Source organism: Pseudomonas sp. NFIX10 (assembly GCF_900111955.1).
Taxonomy (GTDB): Bacteria; Pseudomonadota; Gammaproteobacteria; order Pseudomonadales; family Pseudomonadaceae; genus Aquipseudomonas; species Aquipseudomonas fluorescens_AA.
This window is the reverse complement of sequence record NZ_FOKH01000015.1, coordinates 10,373-29,277: the sequence shown is the minus strand read 5'-3', so window position 1 is coordinate 29,277 and position 18,905 is coordinate 10,373. Positions and strand designations below refer to the sequence as shown.

General features: G+C 62.1%; 11 protein-coding genes. 2 read left to right on the top strand and 9 right to left on the bottom strand.

The features are described from left to right. Positions 1 to 83: 83 nt before the first annotated feature. From BM321_RS15370 to BM321_RS15345, 5 genes are all read right to left on the bottom strand, one after another. Positions 84 to 3,101, bottom strand: a complete 3,018-nt coding sequence (locus tag BM321_RS15370) for a sarcosine oxidase subunit alpha (RefSeq protein ID WP_092443064.1) — start codon at positions 3,099 to 3,101, stop codon at positions 84 to 86. Next, positions 3,098 to 3,427, bottom strand: coding sequence for a sarcosine oxidase subunit delta (locus BM321_RS15365; protein WP_014340581.1), 330 nt, complete (start codon positions 3,425 to 3,427; stop codon positions 3,098 to 3,100). Before BM321_RS15365 ends, BM321_RS15370 begins: the two co-directional genes overlap by 4 nt. A gap of 155 nt (positions 3,428 to 3,582) precedes the next feature. After that, positions 3,583 to 4,833, bottom strand: coding sequence for a sarcosine oxidase subunit beta (locus tag BM321_RS15360; RefSeq protein WP_003206307.1), 1,251 nt, complete (start codon positions 4,831 to 4,833; stop codon positions 3,583 to 3,585). Positions 4,834 to 4,854: 21 nt separating this feature from the next. Beyond that, positions 4,855 to 6,108, bottom strand: coding sequence for a serine hydroxymethyltransferase (gene glyA, locus BM321_RS15355; protein ID WP_003206308.1), 1,254 nt, complete (start codon positions 6,106 to 6,108; stop codon positions 4,855 to 4,857). Between the two features lie 300 nt (positions 6,109 to 6,408). Further along, positions 6,409 to 7,113: a TraX family protein gene (locus tag BM321_RS15345; protein ID WP_092443062.1), complete on the bottom strand. Its 705-nt coding sequence runs from the start codon at positions 7,111 to 7,113 to the stop codon at positions 6,409 to 6,411. A 195-nt stretch (positions 7,114 to 7,308) separates the two neighbouring features. Here BM321_RS15345 and BM321_RS15340 point away from each other — a divergent pair, with 195 nt between their 5' ends. Continuing rightward, a complete protein-coding gene (locus BM321_RS15340) occupies positions 7,309 to 8,349 on the top strand; it encodes a threonine aldolase family protein (RefSeq protein ID WP_092443060.1) in 1,041 nt (346 codons plus the stop codon). A 166-nt stretch (positions 8,350 to 8,515) separates the two neighbouring features. Here the strand turns inward: BM321_RS15340 and gbcB are convergent, their stop codons facing one another. After that, positions 8,516 to 9,616, bottom strand: coding sequence for a glycine-betaine demethylase subunit GbcB (gene gbcB / locus BM321_RS15335; protein ID WP_092443057.1), 1,101 nt, complete (start codon positions 9,614 to 9,616; stop codon positions 8,516 to 8,518). 284 nt (positions 9,617 to 9,900) lie between these two features. On the opposite strand from gbcB, the gene gbcA reads away from it, so the two are divergent. Then, positions 9,901 to 11,193, top strand: coding sequence for a glycine-betaine demethylase subunit GbcA (gbcA, locus tag BM321_RS15325; protein ID WP_092333342.1), 1,293 nt, complete (start codon positions 9,901 to 9,903; stop codon positions 11,191 to 11,193). 133 nt (positions 11,194 to 11,326) lie between these two features. Here gbcA and BM321_RS15320 read toward each other — a convergent pair whose 3' ends face one another. From BM321_RS15320 to BM321_RS15310, 3 genes are all read right to left on the bottom strand, one after another. Further along, complete coding sequence (locus BM321_RS15320) at positions 11,327 to 12,571, bottom strand: metallophosphoesterase family protein (RefSeq protein WP_092443055.1); 1,245 nt, start codon at positions 12,569 to 12,571, stop codon at positions 11,327 to 11,329. Between the two features lie 27 nt (positions 12,572 to 12,598). After that, the gene (locus BM321_RS15315) at positions 12,599 to 14,467 is read right to left on the bottom strand and encodes a c-type cytochrome (protein ID WP_092443053.1); all 1,869 of its coding nucleotides are present in this window, start codon (positions 14,465 to 14,467) and stop codon (positions 12,599 to 12,601) included. 121 nt (positions 14,468 to 14,588) lie between these two features. After that, on the bottom strand, positions 14,589 to 18,041 hold the full coding sequence (locus tag BM321_RS15310; RefSeq protein WP_092443051.1) for a GMC oxidoreductase: 3,453 nt from the start codon (positions 18,039 to 18,041) through the stop codon (positions 14,589 to 14,591). Between the last annotated feature and the right edge of the window lie 864 nt (positions 18,042 to 18,905).

Here is an 18,905-nt window from a genome sequence, read left to right as displayed (position 1 = left end):
CGCCATGGACGCTCTGCGTCCGCTTTTGGGACGCGGAGCGTCCCGGGATGCATTCCCACGCAGAGCGTGGGAACGATCAGGTATCAAATATTCTGCCGATCCCCCTTCGGATCGAAGAACACCGAAGAAACGATCTCTGCCTCGATCACGCTGCCATCGGCCAATGGCGCGAACACTCGCTCGCCCATCCGCTTCAGGCCGCCCTTGACCACACCCATCGCAAACGAATAACCCAGGGAGTTGTGGGCGTAGCTGGAGGTCACGTGACCGACCATGGTCATCGGGATCGCCTGCTTGGTGTTGAACACCAGTTGCGCGCCTTCCGGCAGCCAGACATTCGGGTCGATCGGCTTGAGCCCCACCAGTTGCTTGCGGTCTTCACGCACGCAATCTTCGCGATTCATGCCACGCCAGCCGATCCACGAGAACGGTTTGGTCCGGCCTACGCACCAGCCCATGTTCAGGTCGTCCGGCGTCATCGAGCCGTCGGTGTCCTGACCGACGATGATGAAGCCCTTCTCGGCCCGCAATACGTGCATGGTCTCGGTGCCATACGGGGTCAGGTTGTATTTCTTCCCGGCCTCGACGATCTGCTCGAGCACGCCCATGGCGTAGTCGGCCTGTACGTTGATTTCGTACGACAGTTCACCGGTGAACGAGATCCGGAACACCCGTGCCGGCACGCCGCCCACCAGGCCTTCCTTCCAGGTCATGAACGGGAACGCGTCCTTGTCCAGGTCGATGTCGGTGACTTCGCTCAGCAGCTTGCGGCTGTTGGGGCCCGACAGGGTCATGGTCGCCCAGTGGTCGGTGACCGAGGTGAAGTACACCTTCAGGTCCGGCCATTCGGTCTGGTGATAGATCTCCAACCATTGCAGCACGCGTGCCGCGCCGCCCGTGGTAGTGGTCATCAGGAAGTGGTTGTCCGCCAGACAGGCCGTCACGCCGTCGTCGAAGACCATGCCGTCTTCCTTGCACATCAGGCCGTAGCGGGCCTTGCCCACGTCGAGCTTGGTCCAGGCGTTGGTGTAGACGCGGTTGAGGAACTCGCGGGCATCCGGGCCCTGGATGTCGATCTTGCCCAGGGTCGAGGCGTCCAGCAGGCCGACGCTGTCACGCACCGCCTTGCATTCGCGCTTGACCGCGGCGTGCATGTCTTCGCCGTTCTTCGGGAAGTACCAAGGGCGTTTCCATTGGCCGACGTCTTCGAACTCGGCACCGTTTTTCACATGCCAGGCATGCAGTGCGGTGAAACGCACCGGCTCGAAGATGTGCCCACAGTGCCGGCCAGCCACCGCGCCGAAGGTCACCGGCGTGTAGTTCGGACGGAACATGGTGGTGCCCATCTGCGGGATGCTCACGTTCAGCGAACGGGCCGCGATGGCCAGGCCGTTGACGTTGCCCAGTTTGCCCTGGTCGGTACCGAAGCCCAGTGCGGTGTAGCGCTTGACGTGTTCCACCGACTCGAAGCCTTCGCGGGTGGCGAGTTCGATGGCGGCGGCAGTGACGTCGTTCTGCAGGTCGACGAATTGCTTCGGCGCCCGTGCGGTGGATTTTTCGTGCGGCACCTGGAACAGCGCCAGGGTCGGCTCTTCATGGCGGCTCAGGGCTTTGGGCAACACGCCCTCCACCGCTTTGAAGCCGGCTTCGCTGGCCGCGCGCACGCCGCCTTCAAAACCGTCGGCCAAGCTGTCGCCGAGGCTGTAGACACCGTTCACACCGCCGACGCATACACGTTTTTGCGGTGCTTCGCCCGGTACGAAACCGAGGATGTCTTCACGCCAGATCGGCTTGCCGCCCAGGTGCGAAGCCAGGTGGACCACCGGGCTGTAGCCGCCGGAGCTGGCCACCAGGTCGCAGTCCAGCCATTCGCCAGGGCTGGTGACTTTATGGGCGCGGACGTCGATCGCGGCAACACGTGCCCCGGTGACGCGCTTGCTGCCACGGGCCTCGACCACGGCACTGCCGGTGAGGATACGGATGCCCTTGGCGCGGGCTTCTTCCACCAGCGCGCCACGTGGGTTGCTGCGCGCATCGGCCACGGCCACCACTTGCAGACCGGCGTCGAACCAGTCCAGGGCGACGCGATAGGCGTGGTCGTTGTTGGTGCTCAGCACCAGTTTCTTGCCCGGTGCCACGCCGTAGCGACGCACGTAGGTGGACACCGCACCGGCCAGCATGTTGCCCGGCACGTCGTTGTTGCCGTAGACCAGCGGGCGCTCGCAGGCGCCGGTCGCCAGCACCACGCGCTTGGCGCGAACGCGGTTGATGCGCTGGCGGACCTGGCCGATCGGTGCGCGGTCACCGAGGTGGTCGGTGAGACGCTCGTGGATGGTCAGGAAGTTATGGTCGTGGTAACCGTTCACCGTGGCGCGCGGCAGCAGCACCACGTCGGGCATCGACTTGAGTTCCGCGACAACAGAGGCTACCCATTCGGTCGCCGGCTTGCCATCCAGGCTCTCGCGGGAGTCGAGCAGGCTGCCACCGAACTCTTCCTGTTCATCGGCCAGGATGACGCGCGCACCGCTGCGGGCCGCGGCCAGTGCGGCGGCCAAACCAGCAGGGCCGGCACCGACGACCAACACGTCGCAGTGACGGTTCATGTAGTCGTAGGTGTCCGGATCGTTCTCGGTCGGCGAGCGACCCAGGCCGGCGGCCTTGCGGATGTACTTCTCGTAGGTCATCCAGAACGATTGCGGATACATGAAGGTTTTGTAGTAGAAGCCCGGCGGCATCAGCTTGCCGCCGACCTTGCCGAGAATGCCCATCATGTCGTTGTTCACGTTCGGCCAGCCGTTGGTGCTGGTGGCGACCAAACCTTGATACAGCGCCTGTTGAGTGGCGCGCACGTTCGGGATCTGCGTGGCTTCGGTGGCCCCGATCTGCAGCACCGCGTTCGGCTCTTCGGCACCGGCGGCGAAGATGCCGCGCGGGCGGGAATACTTGAAGCTGCGGCCAATGATGTCGACACCGTTGGCCAGCAGCGCAGCGGCCAGGGAGTCGCCCTCGAAACCTTTGTAGGTCTGGCCGTTGAAGGTGAAGCTCAGCACTTTGTTGCGGTCGATCCGTCCGCCGTTGGACAGGCGATTGATCTGGCTCATACCTTCTCTCCCAGAGCCTGTGCAGCCGCTTTCGGACTGTCAGCCTTGTCGGTGAACTGCGGCTTTTGGCCGATCTTGTAGGTTTCGAGAATCTCGTAGGTCACGGTGTCACGGGTCACGTTGAAGTACTGGCGGCAACCGGCGACGTGGTCCCACAGTTCATGGTGCAACCCGCGTGGGTTGTCACGGAAGAACATGTAGTCGCCCCACTCCTCGTCGGTGCAGGCGTTCGGATCCAGCGGACGCGGAATATGCGCCTGGCCGGATGCGTGGAATTCCTCTTCGGAGCGCAGTTCGCCGCAGTGAGGACAGAAGATGTGCAACATAGGGATTTCTCCTCAAGCGCCGTGAAAACGTAGCGAGCGAAGGCAAGACAAGGCAAAAACAGGCTGGAAAGCGGAGCTTAGTGTTCTAAGTGAGCATTTCCAGCCTGTTTTTAACGCAGTATTGCCGAGCGCAGTAGTTTTCACGGTGCTTCCTGTTAGTGGGCGACGGCAGCAGCGCCGTGTTCGTCGATCAGTGCGCCGTTGTGGAAACGGTCGATGGAAAACGGCGCGGCCAGCGGGTGCATTTCACCCTTGGCCAGGCTTGCAGCGAAGACGTTGCCCGAGCCCGGGGTGGCCTTGAAGCCGCCGGTGCCCCAACCGCAGTTGAAGAACATGTTCGGCACCGGGGTCTTGGAGATGATCGGGCAGGCGTCCGGCGTGGTGTCGACGATGCCGCCCCACTGGCGGTTCATGCGCACTCGCGAGAGCACCGGGAACATTTCGACGATGGCCTGGATGGTGTGTTCGATCACCGGGTACGAACCACGCTGGCCATAGCCGTTGTAGCCGTCAATACCGGCACCGATCACCAGGTCGCCCTTGTCGGACTGGCTGATGTAGCCGTGCACGGCGTTGGACATGATCACGCTGTCGATGATCGGCTTGATCGGCTCGGACACCAGCGCTTGCAGCGGGTGGGATTCGATCGGCAGGCGGAAGCCGGCGAGCTTGGCCATGTGCCCGGAGTTACCGGCGGTCACCACGCCGACGCGCTTGGCGCCGATGAAGCCCTTGTTGGTTTCCACGCCGATGCACACGCCGTTTTCCTTGCGGAAACCGATCACTTCGGTCTGCTGGATCAGGTCCACGCCCAACGCGTCCGCCGCCCGGGCAAAGCCCCAGGCCACGGCATCGTGACGGGCCACGCCGCCGCGACGCTGGACGGTGGCGCCCATCACCGGGTAGCGGGTGTTTTTCGAGCAATCCAGGTACGGGATCTCGTCGGCCACTTGCTTGGCGTTGAGCAGCTCGCCATCCACGCCGTTGAGGCGGTTGGCGCTGACGCGACGCTCGGAATCGCGGATGTCCTGCAGGGTGTGGCACAGGTTGTAGACGCCACGCTGGGAGAACATCACGTTGTAGTTCAGGTCCTGGGACAGGCCTTCCCAGAGTTTCATCGCATGTTCGTACAGGTGGGCCGATTCGTCCCACAAATAGTTGGAGCGCACGATGGTGGTGTTGCGCGCGGTGTTACCGCCGCCCAGCCAGCCCTTCTCGACCACCGCCACGTTGGTGATGCCGTGTTCCTTGGCCAGGTAGTAGGCGGTCGCCAGACCATGCCCGCCACCGCCGACGATGACCACGTCGTAGACCTTTTTCGGGGTCGGCGTGCGCCACATCCGCTGCCAGTTTTCGTGATGGCTGAGTGAGTGTTTGAAGAGGCCGAAGCCCGAATAGCGTTGCATAGTCATTACTCCAAAACCGACTCAGCGATAAACCGGGAAGTCCGCGCACAGGGCCGCCACTTGCTGTGCGACATTGGCCTCGACATCGGCATCGCCGAGGTTGTCGAGAATGTCGCAGATCCAGCCGGCCAGCGTGACGCACTGGGTAACCTTGAAGCCACGGGTGGTCACCGCCGGGGTGCCAATGCGCAGGCCCGACGTCACGAATGGCGATTGCGGGTCGTTCGGCACAGCGTTCTTGTTGACGGTGATGTGGGCGCGGCCCAGGGCAGCATCGGCATCCTTGCCGGTCAGGCCCTGACGGATCAGGCTGACCAGGAACAGGTGGTTATCGGTACCACCGGACACTACATCGTAGCCGCGCTTGATGAACACGCCAGCCATGGCCTGGGCGTTGTCGATCACTTGCTGCTGATAAGCCTTGAAGCCAGGCTCCGCCGCTTCCTTGAAGCACACCGCCTTGCCGGCGATCACGTGCATCAGCGGGCCGCCCTGGGCGCCGGGGAATACCGCGGCGTTGAGCTTCTTCTCGATTTCTTCGTTGGCCTTGGCCAGGATCAGGCCACCACGCGGACCGCGCAGGGTCTTGTGGGTGGTGGTGGTGACCACGTCGGCGTACGGCAGCGGGTTCGGGTACAGACCGGCGGCAACCAGGCCTGCCACATGGGCCATGTCGACGAACAGCAGGGCACCGACCTTGTCGGCGATCTGACGGAAACGCGGGAAATCCAGGGTCTTGGAGTAAGCGGAGAAACCGGCCACGATCATTTTCGGCTTGTGCTCCACCGCCAGGCGCTCGACTTCGTCGTAGTCGATCAGGCCGGTGGTGGTGTCGATGCCGTATTGCACCGCGTTGTAGAGCTTGCCCGAGGACGACACCTTGGCACCGTGGGTCAGGTGACCGCCATGGGCCAGGCTCATGCCCAGGATGGTGTCGCCGGCTTGCAGCAGGGCCAGGTACACCGCGCTGTTGGCCGAAGACCCGGAATGCGGCTGGACGTTGGCGTAATCGGCACCGAACAACTGCTTGGCGCGTTCGATGGCCAAGGCTTCGACTTTGTCGACGTGCTCGCAGCCACCGTAGTAGCGCTTGCCCGGATAGCCTTCGGCGTACTTGTTGGTCAGGCCGCTGCCCTGGGCCTCCATCACGCGCTTGCTGGTGTAGTTCTCCGACGCGATCAGCTCGATGTGATCTTCCTGGCGTTGCTCTTCGGCGTTCATCGCCGCCAGCAGCGCATCATCGTAGCCTTGAATTTGGTCTTGTTTGCTGAACATCGCGTCTCTCCCAGCGGCGGCGGTGCGCCTTTCGTCTCGGTGAGGCACGGACCATTCGGTCGTGCCCTTTGGATGCGATGGTATGGCTGGCGCAGGCATGTCAAATGCCTATGGACGCCACGCAAAGGTGCGTTTACGACATGGGATCAAAGAGTCGGAGAGCAAGGCCTGCGCGATAGCACTGTGGGAGCAAAGCTTGCTCGCGATCCAGGCGCCGCGATCCATGGGAGACCGCGGCGCTTTCATCGCGGGCAAGCCTTGCTCCCACAGGCCTGTTCCCAAAATACAGTTCCCGCAGGGTTAAGCAGCGACCTGGCGAACCGCGAGCAAAACCAGGAAATGCGCCGGATACAGGCCATACGCCCAGCGCCGCATCGCCGGTGGATGAAAACGACCAGCGTGTCGCAAAAGCACCTGCCCAAGCCATGGCGCGATCAGGCAAGCCACCAGCCCCCACAACGCCACCCCATCGCCCAACCACGCCGCGCCATACAACACCCGCCACTGGTTGGCCGCCACGCAGACCAGCCCCGGCAACAAACCCATGTACAAGGGATGCTTGAATACCAGCAACAACGCCAGCGGCAGCAGCACACCAAAGAAACCGAACATCAACTGCGACGAAAACAGCGCCGCCAACAGCACCGCCATCACCGCCAGGCATCGCGCCTCCAAGGTGGGCGTTTGCCAGCAGCGCGCCACCAACAACCCCAGCACCAGGGTTGGCATCACATTCAGGGTGGTGGGCTCAGGAATGAACAAGCGGTAGGGAATTTCGCTGACGGCACTGAATAGCAGCAGCCAGCCCAGGTACCGCCATGGAGCGGTGCTGGCACCCCCGCGCGCCAGATTCGCCGCCATCGCCAGGCAGAACCACGGGAATGCCAGGCGTCCCGGCACATAGAGCCAATCGACGGAAAAACCGACATATCGCAGATGATCGAGGACCATCGACAAAAGAGCCAACCACTTGAGCAGGTCCAGGGCCCCGTCACGCCGGTTCATGTATAAAGCCGCGCGATGAGATTGATACTTTCCGACAGAAACATCCGGTGTGTTCCCCCACTAATCTTGGGTAAAGTGCGCACCAGTATCGACCACGGCGCTGTGGACCCAAACACGCCGGACCAGGGAACGCCCCCACCCGGGCATTCCGCCAGGGATCTCTTTATCCAGGACTCTCTATTCAGGAGCAAGGCCATGACCGACAAGAGTCAACAGTTTGCCAGCGACAACTATTCCGGCATTTGCCCCGAAGCCTGGGCCGCCATGGAAGAAGCCAACCAGGGTCACCAACGTGCCTACGGCGACGATGAGTGGACCCACCGCGCGGCGGACGATTTCCGGGCCTTGTTCGAAACCGACTGCGAAGTGTTCTTCGCGTTCAACGGCACGGCGGCCAACTCCCTGGCCCTGTCCTCGTTGTGCCAGAGTTATCACAGCGTGATCTGCTCGGAAACCGCCCACGTCGAAACTGACGAATGCGGCGCACCGGAGTTCTTCTCCAACGGCTCCAAGCTGCTGCTGGCACGAACCGAAAACGGCAAGCTGACCCCCGAGGCGATCCGCGAGATCGCCCTCAAGCGCCAGGACATCCACTACCCCAAGCCTCGGGTCGTCACCCTGACCCAAGCCACGGAAGTCGGCAGCGTCTACACGCCGGATGAAATCCGCGCCATCAGCGTCACCTGCAAGGAACTGGGGCTGAACCTGCACATGGACGGCGCGCGCTTTTCCAACGCCTGCGCCTTCCTCGGCTGCTCCCCGGCGGACCTGACCTGGAAGGTCGGCGTGGACGTGTTGTGCTTCGGCGGCACCAAAAACGGCATGGCGGTAGGGGAAGCGATTCTGTTCTTCAACCATGACCTGGCCGTGGATTTCGACTACCGCTGCAAACAGGCCGGGCAACTGGCCTCGAAAATGCGCTTCCTGTCCGCGCCCTGGGTCGGCCTGCTGCAAAACGACGCCTGGCTCAAACACGCCCGCCACGCCAACCACTGCGCCCAATTGCTGGCAGAGCTGGTCAACGACATTCCCGGCGTGGAACTGATGTTCCCGGTCCAGGCCAACGGCGTTTTCCTGCAACTGTCGGAACCGGCCATCGCCGCGCTGACCGCCAGGGGCTGGCGCTTCTACACCTTCATCGGCAAGGGCGGCGCACGCTTCATGTGCTCGTGGGACACCGAGGAAGCGCGAGTGCGGGAATTGGCGGGGGATATTCGGGAAGTGATGGCCGGCTAGGAAAGCCGCCCCGGCCTGTCATGCCCGCTGTGGTGAAAGAGGCTTACTGTGGGAGCAAGGCTTGCCCGCGATGAAAGCGACGCAATTTCCTTTGGATCGAGTCGTCGGCATCGCGAGCAAGCTTTGCTCCCACAGGAGGTGCTCACCGCTACTTGGATGGGGCAGATCAGAAATCGATCCGCACATCCCCCTTCGGCACGCTGCAGCACGACAGGATGTAGCCCTCGGCCTCGTCGTCTTCGGTGATCCCGCCGTTGTGATCCATCTCCACCTCCCCGCCCAGCTTCAACACTTTGCAGGTGCCGCAGATGCCCATGCCGCAGGCCTTGGGGATCATCATGCCGAGCTTGGCGGCGGCGGCGTGGACGGTTTCGCCCGGGCCCACGCGGATGCTCTTGCCAGAGGAAGTGAATTCCACCATGTGCAGGTCCGCCGCATCGACTTCCGGCGCGTCGGCCGCCTGTTCGGCCTGTTCCACGGCGTCGGCGCGGGCTTCCGGTGGCGTGGCGCCGAAGGATTCTTCGTGGTAACGCTTCATGTCGTAGCCAGCGGCTTCCAGCAGGCGCTTGACTGCGGTCATGTACGGGGTCGGGCCGCAACAGAACACTTCGCGCTCGAGGAAGTCGGGCACCATCAATTCCAGCATCTTGTGGTTCAGGTAACCGCGATACCCGGCCCAAGGCTCGCCCAGGCCATGTTTTTCACAGATCAGGTGCAGGCTGAAGTTATCGATCCGCGACGCCATGTGTTCCAGCTCGCGGTGGTAGATGATGTCCTTGGGCGACCGGGCGCTGTGGATGAAGGTCATGTCGACATTGGCGTTGGTGTCATAGAACCAGCGGGCCATGGACATGCACGGCGTGATTCCCACGCCACCGCTCAGGTACAGGACTTTCGGGCTCGGGAAATCGATGGCGTTGAACAACCCCACCGGCCCGTGCACCGCCAGCTCCTGGCCTTCATGCAACGTATCGTGCAGCCAGTTGGACACCTTGCCCCCCGGCACGCGCTTGATGGTGACCGAGAAGCTGTAGGGCACCGACGGCGAACTGGAGATGGTGTAGGAACGCATGATCGGCTGGCCTTCGATTTCCAGCTCCAGGGTGACGAATTGCCCCGGCTTGAAAAAGAACATGATCGGCTGATCGGCCATGAAGCAGAAGGTGCGCACATCCCAGGTTTCCTGGATGACTTTGACGCAACGTACGATATGTCGGCCATTGGCCCAGGTCTGGGTGGTGACCGGGTTCAGGAAGTTATTGGACATGCTGATCTCCACGGCCGACTGTCGGCCTTCATGATGGCGATTGTGCGCAGGCGCCTGGGTGACCATTTACCTATCTGCGACATTCACATACTTATCGCGACCAGCCCTTAACTACCGGGGCTTGCGCGTCGGGAACAGATTGGGCCATGTCGCCCATGGATAAGGTTCGGCCCCTGCGCGGCCCCACACTCGCCCCAACAGATAAACAAAGTTTTCTACCTTGCGTAGCACAACCGATTAGTCATTTTCACCGGCTCCGCTTAGAGGGCCACGAGGATAAAACGATGGACACCACTACCCTGAGCCTGGGCGATCCGCTGGAACCCGCACGCAAGGCCACCGCGCAAATGCTGCAAGAGCGCGAGCGCACCTTCTCGCTGCCGCAACCGTTCTACAGCGATGAGCGCCTGTTCGATATCGACATGCAGGAAATCTTCCACAAGGAATGGTTGATCGCCGGCATGACCTGCGAGATCCCGGCCAAGGGCAACTACCTGACCCTGCAAATCGGCAAGAACCCCATCATCGTGATTCGCGGTGCCGAGGGCGTGGTGCATGCCTTCCATAACGTCTGCCGCCACCGCGGTTCGCGGCTGTGCACCAGCGAAAAGGGCAAAGTCGCCAAACTGGTCTGCCACTACCACCAGTGGACCTACGAGCTGGACGGTCGCCTGCTGTTCGCCGGCACCGAGATGGGCGCCGACTTCGACATGAAGCAGTACGGCCTCAAGCCTGTGAACGTGAAGACCGCGGGCGGCTACATCTTCATCAGCCTGGCCGAGAATCCGCCGGCCATCGATGATTTCCTGTCGACGCTAAACCATTACATGGAACCGTACGACATGGAAAACACCAAGGTGGCGGTGCAAACCACCTTGATGGAAAAGGCCAACTGGAAGCTGGTGCTGGAAAACAACCGCGAGTGCTACCACTGCGGCGGTTCGCACCCGGAATTGCTCAAGACCCTGCTGGAATGGGACGACGTCACCGACCCGCGGGCCGACCAGGCGTTCAAGGACCACGTGGCCGCCTCCGCCGCCGCCTGGGAGGCCGAGAAGATCCCTTACGCCCACGCCAGTTTCGGCCTGCGCAACCGCATCGTGCGCATGCCACTGCTCAAGGGCACCGTGTCGATGACCATGGATGGCAAGCAAGGCTGCGCCAAGCTGATGGGCCGCATCAAGAACCCGGACCTGGGCTCGATGCGCATCCTGCACCTGCCGCACTCGTGGAACCACTGCATGGGCGACCACATCATCGTGTTCACCGTGTGGCCGATCAGCGCCCAGGAAACCATGGTCACCACCAAGTGGCTGGTGCACAAGGACGCGGTCGAAGGCGTGGACTACGACGTCGCGCGCATGCGCCAGGTCTGGGACGCCACCAACGACCAGGACCGTCGCCTGGCCGAAGAGAACCAGCGCGGCATCAACTCCACCGCCTACCAGCCTGGCCCGTACTCCAAGACCTATGAGTTCGGCGTGGTGAACTTCGTGGACTGGTACAGCGAGCGCATGCTCAACAACCTCGGAGCCGAGCCAGCGCCGTACCTCAAGGGCGTTCCGGTCCAGGGCTAAAACCAGGCGCTTCGGTTGCTGATCGTTCCCACGCTCTGCGTGGGAATGCCTCAACGGACGCTCCGCGTTCGGCTCTGGAAGGGACGCAGAGCGTCCCGGGCTGGCGTTCCCACGCAGAGCGTGGGAACGATCGTCAGTGAGAAGACCACCGCACACTGCCATCCTCCCCATAAAACGTCTCTTCGATGCTCTCCCCCACCAACCGCACCTTCACATACCCGTTCAACACCCGCTCCGGATACACCTCGTCCCCCGCCAATTGAGTCTCCGACCACAGCACCCGGGCATGCCCGTTCAGTTCGCTGGTGGTGCCGTAGGGAATCGCCCCGTGCCCGGCGCAGCGCGCGTGCAGCCCGCCCTGGGTGGCGTAGCAGATACCGTTGTGCAAATGGCCCCAGTACCAATAATCCGGCTCACGCCCCAAGGCATCGCACACCGGCTGATAAAGCGCAGTCTTGTGATGCCCGGAGATATCGAAGCCCTGGTGATGGCTGAGCACCATCAGTTTCTTGCGCTTGGGCAGGCTTTTCATCCACTCGATCTGCTGGGCGTTGAGGGTGCCGTCCATGTACAGGTTCATCGCGTCCGAGGCGTAGGCGCTGTCCAGGCCAACCACCAGCCAGTCGTCGTTGTACAAGGCAAAGTAGCTGGTGCCCTGTTGCACCGGAAAACGCTTGGCCAGTTCCTTGAAGTAACCGTGGGCGCCGCTGTACATCTCGTGGTTGGAGTTGAGGGTGAACGAGCCGTGCTTGCCCTGGGGCCAACCGACCATGTCGACGTCTTCCTGGGAATGGGTACCGGCGTAATACACATCCCCCAGGTGGATGGTGAAATCGGCCTGGGCCAGTTGCATCTGGTTGGCCACGGCCACCGCCGGTGCATGGCTGTCGAAGGGCCCTGTGCCCCAATCGCCAGCGATGGCCAGTATCACGTCGCTGTCCATTTTTACCAGGGCCGGGGTGGTGGCGAACGGTGCATGGTGGCGCAGGTTCTCGATCCACTTGAGCAGCGCCTCGCTCCACAGCAGGTCCAGCAGCTCCCATTTGCGGCAGCCGAGCAAGGTGCCGTCCTTGAGCACCCGGGTCGGCAGTTCGTCTTCGCTTTGCGGCAACGGCGTGGGGTTGCCGATCTTCAGGATCGACAGGCCGTGGGCCAGCTCCCAGGGTACCGCCGGCTCGTCATCCGGGAGGTCGCCATGCTCGATGACGTGCCGCGCCTGGTCGTGCCCGCGCTGCAACAGTTTGACGATGGCCTGGAACTCCTCGGGCTCCAGGTCGTTGACGAGTTTCTTCCAGGACATCTCCAGCCGCGTGACCAACCCGTGCAGGCGGACCTTGACCTTGTCGAACTCATGTTCCCAATGGTGCAGTAATGACATGTGGACGCTCCTTCGCAATGCCCTGGGCTACAGGGTCTTCATGAATTCGATCAGGGCCCGTTTGTCGACGTCCGACAGCTGCGTGCCATACAGGTGGCCGCCGTTGTGGTTGCCTTCCAGGCGGGTGTCGTATTTGAAATCCGCCGATGCTTTCATCTGTGCGCCACGGGTGACGAAGCCGACCTTCTCCTGGTCGTAAATGTCAGAGCCGGTGTAGAACACCTGCGGACGCTGTTCCGGCGCTTGCAGCAAATCCCACAGGGTCGGCACCGAACCGTTGTGCAGGTACGGCGCCCGCAGCCAGATGCCGTCGGTGGGGGTGTTGCTGTAGCTCTGGGTCTTGCGGTAGGCGTTGAAGTCGAACGGCGGTGTCTTGAAGCCGTGGAACGCCGTCACCAGGCCGGTGGTAAAGGAATTGAGCCGGTGGGGATCGGTGCCCAACTGGTCGATGTGGGTGGTGACCTGGCCGGTGTCGGTGCGGCCGAAATCATGGCAGCCGGCGCAGTTTTTCTCCCAGATCGGTTTGCCCTGGGCGACTTTCGCCGGGTCCAGGGCGAATGGCCAGGCCGGTGCCTTGTGCCCCAGCAGCCAGTTGGTCACCCGGTTGAAACTCGGTGGCAGCACCGATTCCGGCGTCGCGCCCACGGCCATGGCCGCTGCGTAGTTACGCTCGTGGATCTGGTTGTTATTGCCGTCCCAATGCAAGTACATGGACTCCCGGGGTTTCTGGTTCCAGACCTGTGGCAGATCCACGGTGCCGATGGTGGAGTCATCCGGGAAGCCGAACACCACCATTTTGGTCGGGTTGAAGGTGTCGGTCCGCCCAGGCCCCTGGGCCGGGCGCAGCGTCTGCCAGGCGTAGGCCTGTTTCTGTTTGAGCAGCGCACTCTTGGCCATCGGGATGATCAAGTAACGGTTGTACAGTTTTTCGAAAAAACCCAACTGGAACTTGCCATTGATCGCCGCCATCACCGCCTCGGGGGTGAATTTCGGGTCGCTGGCGCAATCGTAGGCAAACCACTGGAAAGCCTGCAGTTGCAGGGTATTGGCTGGCGCGGCGGCGACCGGCACTGCCACGTCAGTGGCATTGGCCCGATAGGAGCCGGTGTGACACAGGGCGCAATTGGGCTCGACGGTGGGGTAACCGAGTTGCCGCTTGGCCATGCCGATGGGCAGGTCTTTGCCGTTTTCATAGAGAAAACCGAACACTTCGTAGCCGCCGGGCTTGGGCAGTTTTTCCGGGCACATTTGCGGCAGCACGGCGAACAGGTAGTAGGGAATCCGCGCCTCGATGCCCAGGCCGATGGCGGCGTATTTGTAATGGTCTTCGTCGGAGGCGAAGTCCGGTTGCGGCACTTCCCGGATCATTTGGTACCAGGTCTGGTAGCCAATGAACCCCAGCAGCACGACCACCACCAACATGCCAACCTTGAACCCGTGGCTCTGCCAGCGCAGCGCCCAGCCGGCGCGCCACTCCCGCCAACCGGCACAGAGCAAGGCCAGCGGACGATTGGCCACCGGGCTGCCCAGGTACAGCAGCACGCCCAGGATCAGGAACATGCTCAGGTCGCCCATCAACATCGGCACAAACAATTGGCCCTGGTCATTGGTGTTGATCAGGTAGATCCAGAACACCACCGCCACTAGCCGCGACAGTACGCACAACCACGAATGCACCACGAAACGCGGCGCGTTGAACCCCGAGGGCATGTAGAACAAGCTGATTCCCACCAGCAACATGCCGGCGTTCTCCAGCCAGGGATCGGACAATACCGGTGGCAGGCCGATCATGGACGTCAGCAACGCCGGCGCGAACAGTGCCGGAATCGCGAACACCATGTTCATGACGATCCCGACCCAGATGATGCGTTGGAACCAGCGGATGTAAGTGTTCATGGCATTTCCCCAGCTCGTTCCCACGCTCTGCGTGGGCATGCATCCCGTGACGCTCTGCGTCACAACAGCGGACGCAGAGCGTCCATGGCGGCATTCCCACGCGGAGCGTGGGAACGATCAGCTAACCGAGGGCAGTCTTCTCCAAGTGCCCGAGAATGATCGGATACACATCCACCACCGCATCCTTGCCGAACATGCAGTCGATGTGACCGTACCCCGGCACTTCGTGGCGGCTGAACAACTGCGGGCCATGCATCTCGCACAGTCGCTCGTAGGTCTTGAGGGTGCTTTGCGGCAGGTAGCATTGGTTGTCGGCACCGCTGATGAAGCAGATCGGCAACTTCAACCGATCGAAATGCGGCATGTAGACGTCGTTGCCCTTGAAGTCCACCAGGTGCCCCTTGCGCACGATCAGCGCCAGGTGCTCGAAGGTCTGGATGTTCGACTCGCCGAACAACTCATGCAGGTTGTCGTGCAGGGTTTCGTTGAGGGTGTCGTGGCGGTACAGCGATGCATACATGAACGTGATGCGATGGCAGACCGGGTTGGTGCAATAGCCCTGGGCCTCGATCCGGGCATAGCCGTTGAGGGCCTTGTCGTAGAGTTTGTTGAACCAGCTTTCCTTGGTGTCGGCGTAGGCCGTGAGGGACTTGATGCCGATGGCATCGAGCATCCCCGGCAAGTGCAGACCGGCCTTCAGACCGGTGGCGGTGGCGACCACCGTGTCGGCGGCGATCTGCGAGCAGACCACCGAGCGCACGCCCTGCAGCCCCGCCAGCATCGACATGAAGAACGTCGTCGCGCCGTAGCAATGCACCACGCACTGCACGTCACGAGCCAGGGTCGCTTGCTGGATCTGCTCGATGGCGGCCTTGAAATCGTACTGGGCCACCTGGTCGCCGTTCCATTCGTGCTTGCTGGCCGGCAGCAGGATACTCACCCGCAAGTCCAGGAGCCAGACGTCGTATTCGTGCTTGCACAGATACTCCAGCAAGTTGGTGTGGATGGTGTCGGTGGAGAAGATGTTCGAGCCCACGCCCAAGCCATGGACCAACATCACCGGGCCTTTGGTGCCGGCCTCGTACCGGGTCAGGCGCAGCTCGACGTTGTCTTCGGTCTGGAAGAAATGCACGACCGGCGCCGGCGCATCCAATGGCCGTTTCAACCGGGGCGGCGCGTCCGGGTTGAAATAGACATCGCCGGCGAAGACACCGCCGTAGCTCTCCCACAGGATCCCGGCAAAGAACTTGCCGAATCGCGCCAATGCCTCCACGCGCTCACGCTCGTTGCGTGCGTTGAGCACTTTCATGGTGGTCATCTGCTTGGCGAAGTCGGCCGGCAGGATGTGCATCACGCCGCAGCCAATCACTGCGCCGGTCTTGTCCGGCCCGCGATAAAGCGTGACATAGAGGGTGCTGGTGTCGTGCCAGATGTTCAGCACGCCGTTGTCCTCGGGCACGGTCTTGAAGGCACTGAAGTAGTAGTCGCTGCCGTCCTCGGCGGTCAGCTTCATGTCGTAGTTCATGTGCCGTACACCAACCTGTTCCTGGTACTGCTCGAACAGGTTGAACACCCCATTGCTGGCCACCAGCGGTTGCGGTGAGAGCAGCGGCGCATTGAGGGTGCCCACCAGGGTTGCGGCGTGTTCCGGCTCCTTGATCAGACGGTTGAGGTCGGCGGCGGTGATGGTCAGGGTGAACTCGATGGGCGAGTTGTCGGCCTTGCCGCGCTTGGCCGCCGCTGCGTACAGGCTCAGATCGGTGCCCTGGGCCTGGGTGAAGGCCGTGGAGAAGTAGCCCTTCATGGTTTCGGTGAATTGCACGCCGAGGGTCGGTGGCGCCACCGCTTTGCGCGGGGCCGAGGGCAGCGTGTAGTCGATGATCCAGCCACGGTCGGCCGCCAGCAGCCCCATGTTGCGCTCACTTACCGCCGAGATGGTCAGCAGCGGATTGACCGCCAGGGACGTGGGGATCACCGCACCGTCAGTCACGTACAGGCCCGGGTAGACATCGGTGCCGCTGGCGCCACTGAACACCTGGCCCTTGTGGTTGACCACCCCTTGCGTGGCGTCCTCGCCCATCACGCAACCGCCCAGGGGGTGGACCGAAACGATGCTGTGCTTGAGCAGCTTGGTCCAGATCGGGTTCTCGACCCAGATCCCGCCCAGGGCCTTGGTGCTCTGGTGCAGCCGCTCGTTGCCGAGGGTGACGTTCTCCTGATCGCCGACGCCGGGCCAGTCGATGCGCAACTGGTCCTTGTTGTCGAGCAGCATGCGGCCCTTGGCGTTGTCATGGCTCATGATCAAGTAGGTCTGCATGTTGTGCAGCGCGCCGTAATACGGCCCGCGCAGGAAGCTCTCGGTCTCCCGGCCCTTGTACTTGAGGCTGGCACCGAAACCGGTGTCGGTGGGCACACCGATCATTTCGGCAAACGCCGCCATGCTCGGCACCATGGCCCGGCCGAGGGCGCCGGGAATCGAACCTTCCTCGATGACCATGCGGCTGCGCCAGTCGCCTTCGGTGCGCATGTCGATGACTGAGGTGATGCACGGCCCCACCGGCTCCAGTTCCTTGGCCGGATGGGCACCGAAACCGACGCCGTTGATGACCTGGTCGCAGTTGTGGCCGAAGCCGAGGATGTCGCCGTTGCCACTCATGTGCTCGCCCAGTTGGCCGGACATGGCCAGGCCCTTGTCCCGCGAGCGCAACATGATTTCGGTGGAGCCCAGGGTGCCGGCGGACACCACCACGACATCGGCCCGCACGAACAACGTGGGCGCCGAGAACAGCTCGCGGCCGCTGTCCAGGTATTGGAAGTGCACGATCCAGCCGTCGCCGTCGCGCTCCAGGTGCCGCACCTCGGCCTGGCAGAAAATCTCCGCGCCGTGGTTCCAGGCATCCGGCAGGTAATTCATCAGCGTGGTGTTCTTGGCCTTGTTGTTACAGCCCGAGACGCAATCGCCACAGCCATTGCAGGGCAACTGTTCGACGCCGACGTGGTTGAGGTTGTTGGGCAGCTTGTCGAAGGTCACATTGATCGGCGGCTTGTAGAAATGCGCGCCTTGCTTGAGGTAATCGGCTGACTTCTTGTGGGCATCGAGCTTGGGCAGGTTCGGTTCTGAAGCCGGGTAAGGGTTGGGCTTGAGCATCTCCCGGGCCCGGGCGTAGCCGTCCTTGAGCAGCGTGTCGCGGTGCTCCCGTACCGCCAGGGGCCAGCGCGGGTCGTCGAATACGCCAGGCTCAGGCGCCAGCGCAACGTTGGCATTGATCAGCGACGTGCCGCCCAGGCCGCAGCCGACCACCACGTTCTGCTGGGCGTTGACGTGCAGGTCGAACAGTCCGGTGCGCGAGCCGATGTGGCCATCGGGGTCATGGACCTGCAGTTCCTCGGTGGCCGCGAGCAGGGTGTTGGGGTATTCGCCGGGCTGGATCTCCCGGCCACGCTCCAGCAGACACACCTTGCGTCCGGCCCGGGACAGACGCGAGGCAGCAATGCCGCCACCGTAGCCGGAACCGATGACGATCACGTCGTAGTGCTCCTGGATATCACTGATGGGGGTTGAGATCCGTGTCATGTTCAAGTCCTCTCAGACAGAAGGGGCAACTCTGCGGTTGCCTGCAAATCGACAGGCGCACGAACGCCTGGCCACTGTCCCGTGCAAGGGCCAGCGGCAGTCAACGGTGCTACAGGGGGAAAAACCGGACGCTATAGACGTGCACGCTGATTGGCGGCGCGACGGTGGATGCGTTTATGCAGCGAAGCAGGCGGTGCCGGGACGCAGGTCAACAGGGGGAGCGGGTGCGAGCGGGGGTGCTTGCTATCCATCATGTGTTCTCCCTGAACCTGATGTGGATAAAGTGCGATGTCCTTGTGCCATGGAAGTGAAGACAGCCGACAGACCTGCGTCAAGGTCGGGCCTTAGAACTGTATGAAATTTGATCTATCGCAATTTGCGCTATGCGGGCCGTGGCCTGCAGCGTTTGGCGAACAAGTTATCCACATGGCCACCCACAGCAAATGGGGACAAGTGTGCGTAGGTGGGCCATTTTCTCCGTGGCAAAGTGAATAAAAACCGTGATTTATGGAAAATGACGGTTTTACTGGCCTATCGGTTGTTTTTTGACCAAATCCCCGTAAGCCCCGCTAAGCATGGGCTGTGGCGGTGAGCAAACATCTTATCCACAGAAGCGCCAACAGCGTTTGGGGGTAATTTTGACGATTCTGTGGAAAACCCTCTGAGCGGCTTGTAAATCGCGGTTTTCCGGAGGTTTTCCTGATAAAAATCGCCAATCGATCGTTTTTTGATCAAAACAATGAACCCCCCGGCCTGTATGGCTTGCAGCGTTGAGCGAACATCTTATCCACAGAAGCGCCAACAGAGATTGGGGGCAAGTTTCGCCTGAGAGGAGTCGTTATTCACAACAAAAATCCAATAAAA

Excerpts from the sequence above, each read along its gene's own strand:
- glyA (WP_003206308.1), bottom strand. The coding sequence starts at position 6,108 with ATGTTCAGCAAACAAGACCAAATTCAAGGCTACGATGATGCGCTGCTG.
- BM321_RS15340 (WP_092443060.1), top strand. The coding sequence starts at position 7,309 with ATGACCGACAAGAGTCAACAGTTTGCCAGCGACAACTATTCCGGCATT.
- BM321_RS15310 (WP_092443051.1), bottom strand. The coding sequence starts at position 18,041 with ATGACACGGATCTCAACCCCCATCAGTGATATCCAGGAGCACTACGAC.
- BM321_RS15315 (WP_092443053.1), bottom strand. The coding sequence starts at position 14,467 with ATGAACACTTACATCCGCTGGTTCCAACGCATCATCTGGGTCGGGATC.
- BM321_RS15320 (WP_092443055.1), bottom strand. The coding sequence starts at position 12,571 with ATGTCATTACTGCACCATTGGGAACATGAGTTCGACAAGGTCAAGGTC.
- BM321_RS15365 (WP_014340581.1), bottom strand. The coding sequence starts at position 3,427 with ATGTTGCACATCTTCTGTCCTCACTGCGGCGAACTGCGCTCCGAAGAG.
- BM321_RS15360 (WP_003206307.1), bottom strand. The coding sequence starts at position 4,833 with ATGCAACGCTATTCGGGCTTCGGCCTCTTCAAACACTCACTCAGCCAT.
- gbcA (WP_092333342.1), top strand. The coding sequence starts at position 9,901 with ATGGACACCACTACCCTGAGCCTGGGCGATCCGCTGGAACCCGCACGC.
- BM321_RS15370 (WP_092443064.1), bottom strand. The coding sequence starts at position 3,101 with ATGAGCCAGATCAATCGCCTGTCCAACGGCGGACGGATCGACCGCAAC.
- BM321_RS15345 (WP_092443062.1), bottom strand. The coding sequence starts at position 7,113 with ATGAACCGGCGTGACGGGGCCCTGGACCTGCTCAAGTGGTTGGCTCTT.
- gbcB (WP_092443057.1), bottom strand. The coding sequence starts at position 9,616 with ATGTCCAATAACTTCCTGAACCCGGTCACCACCCAGACCTGGGCCAAT.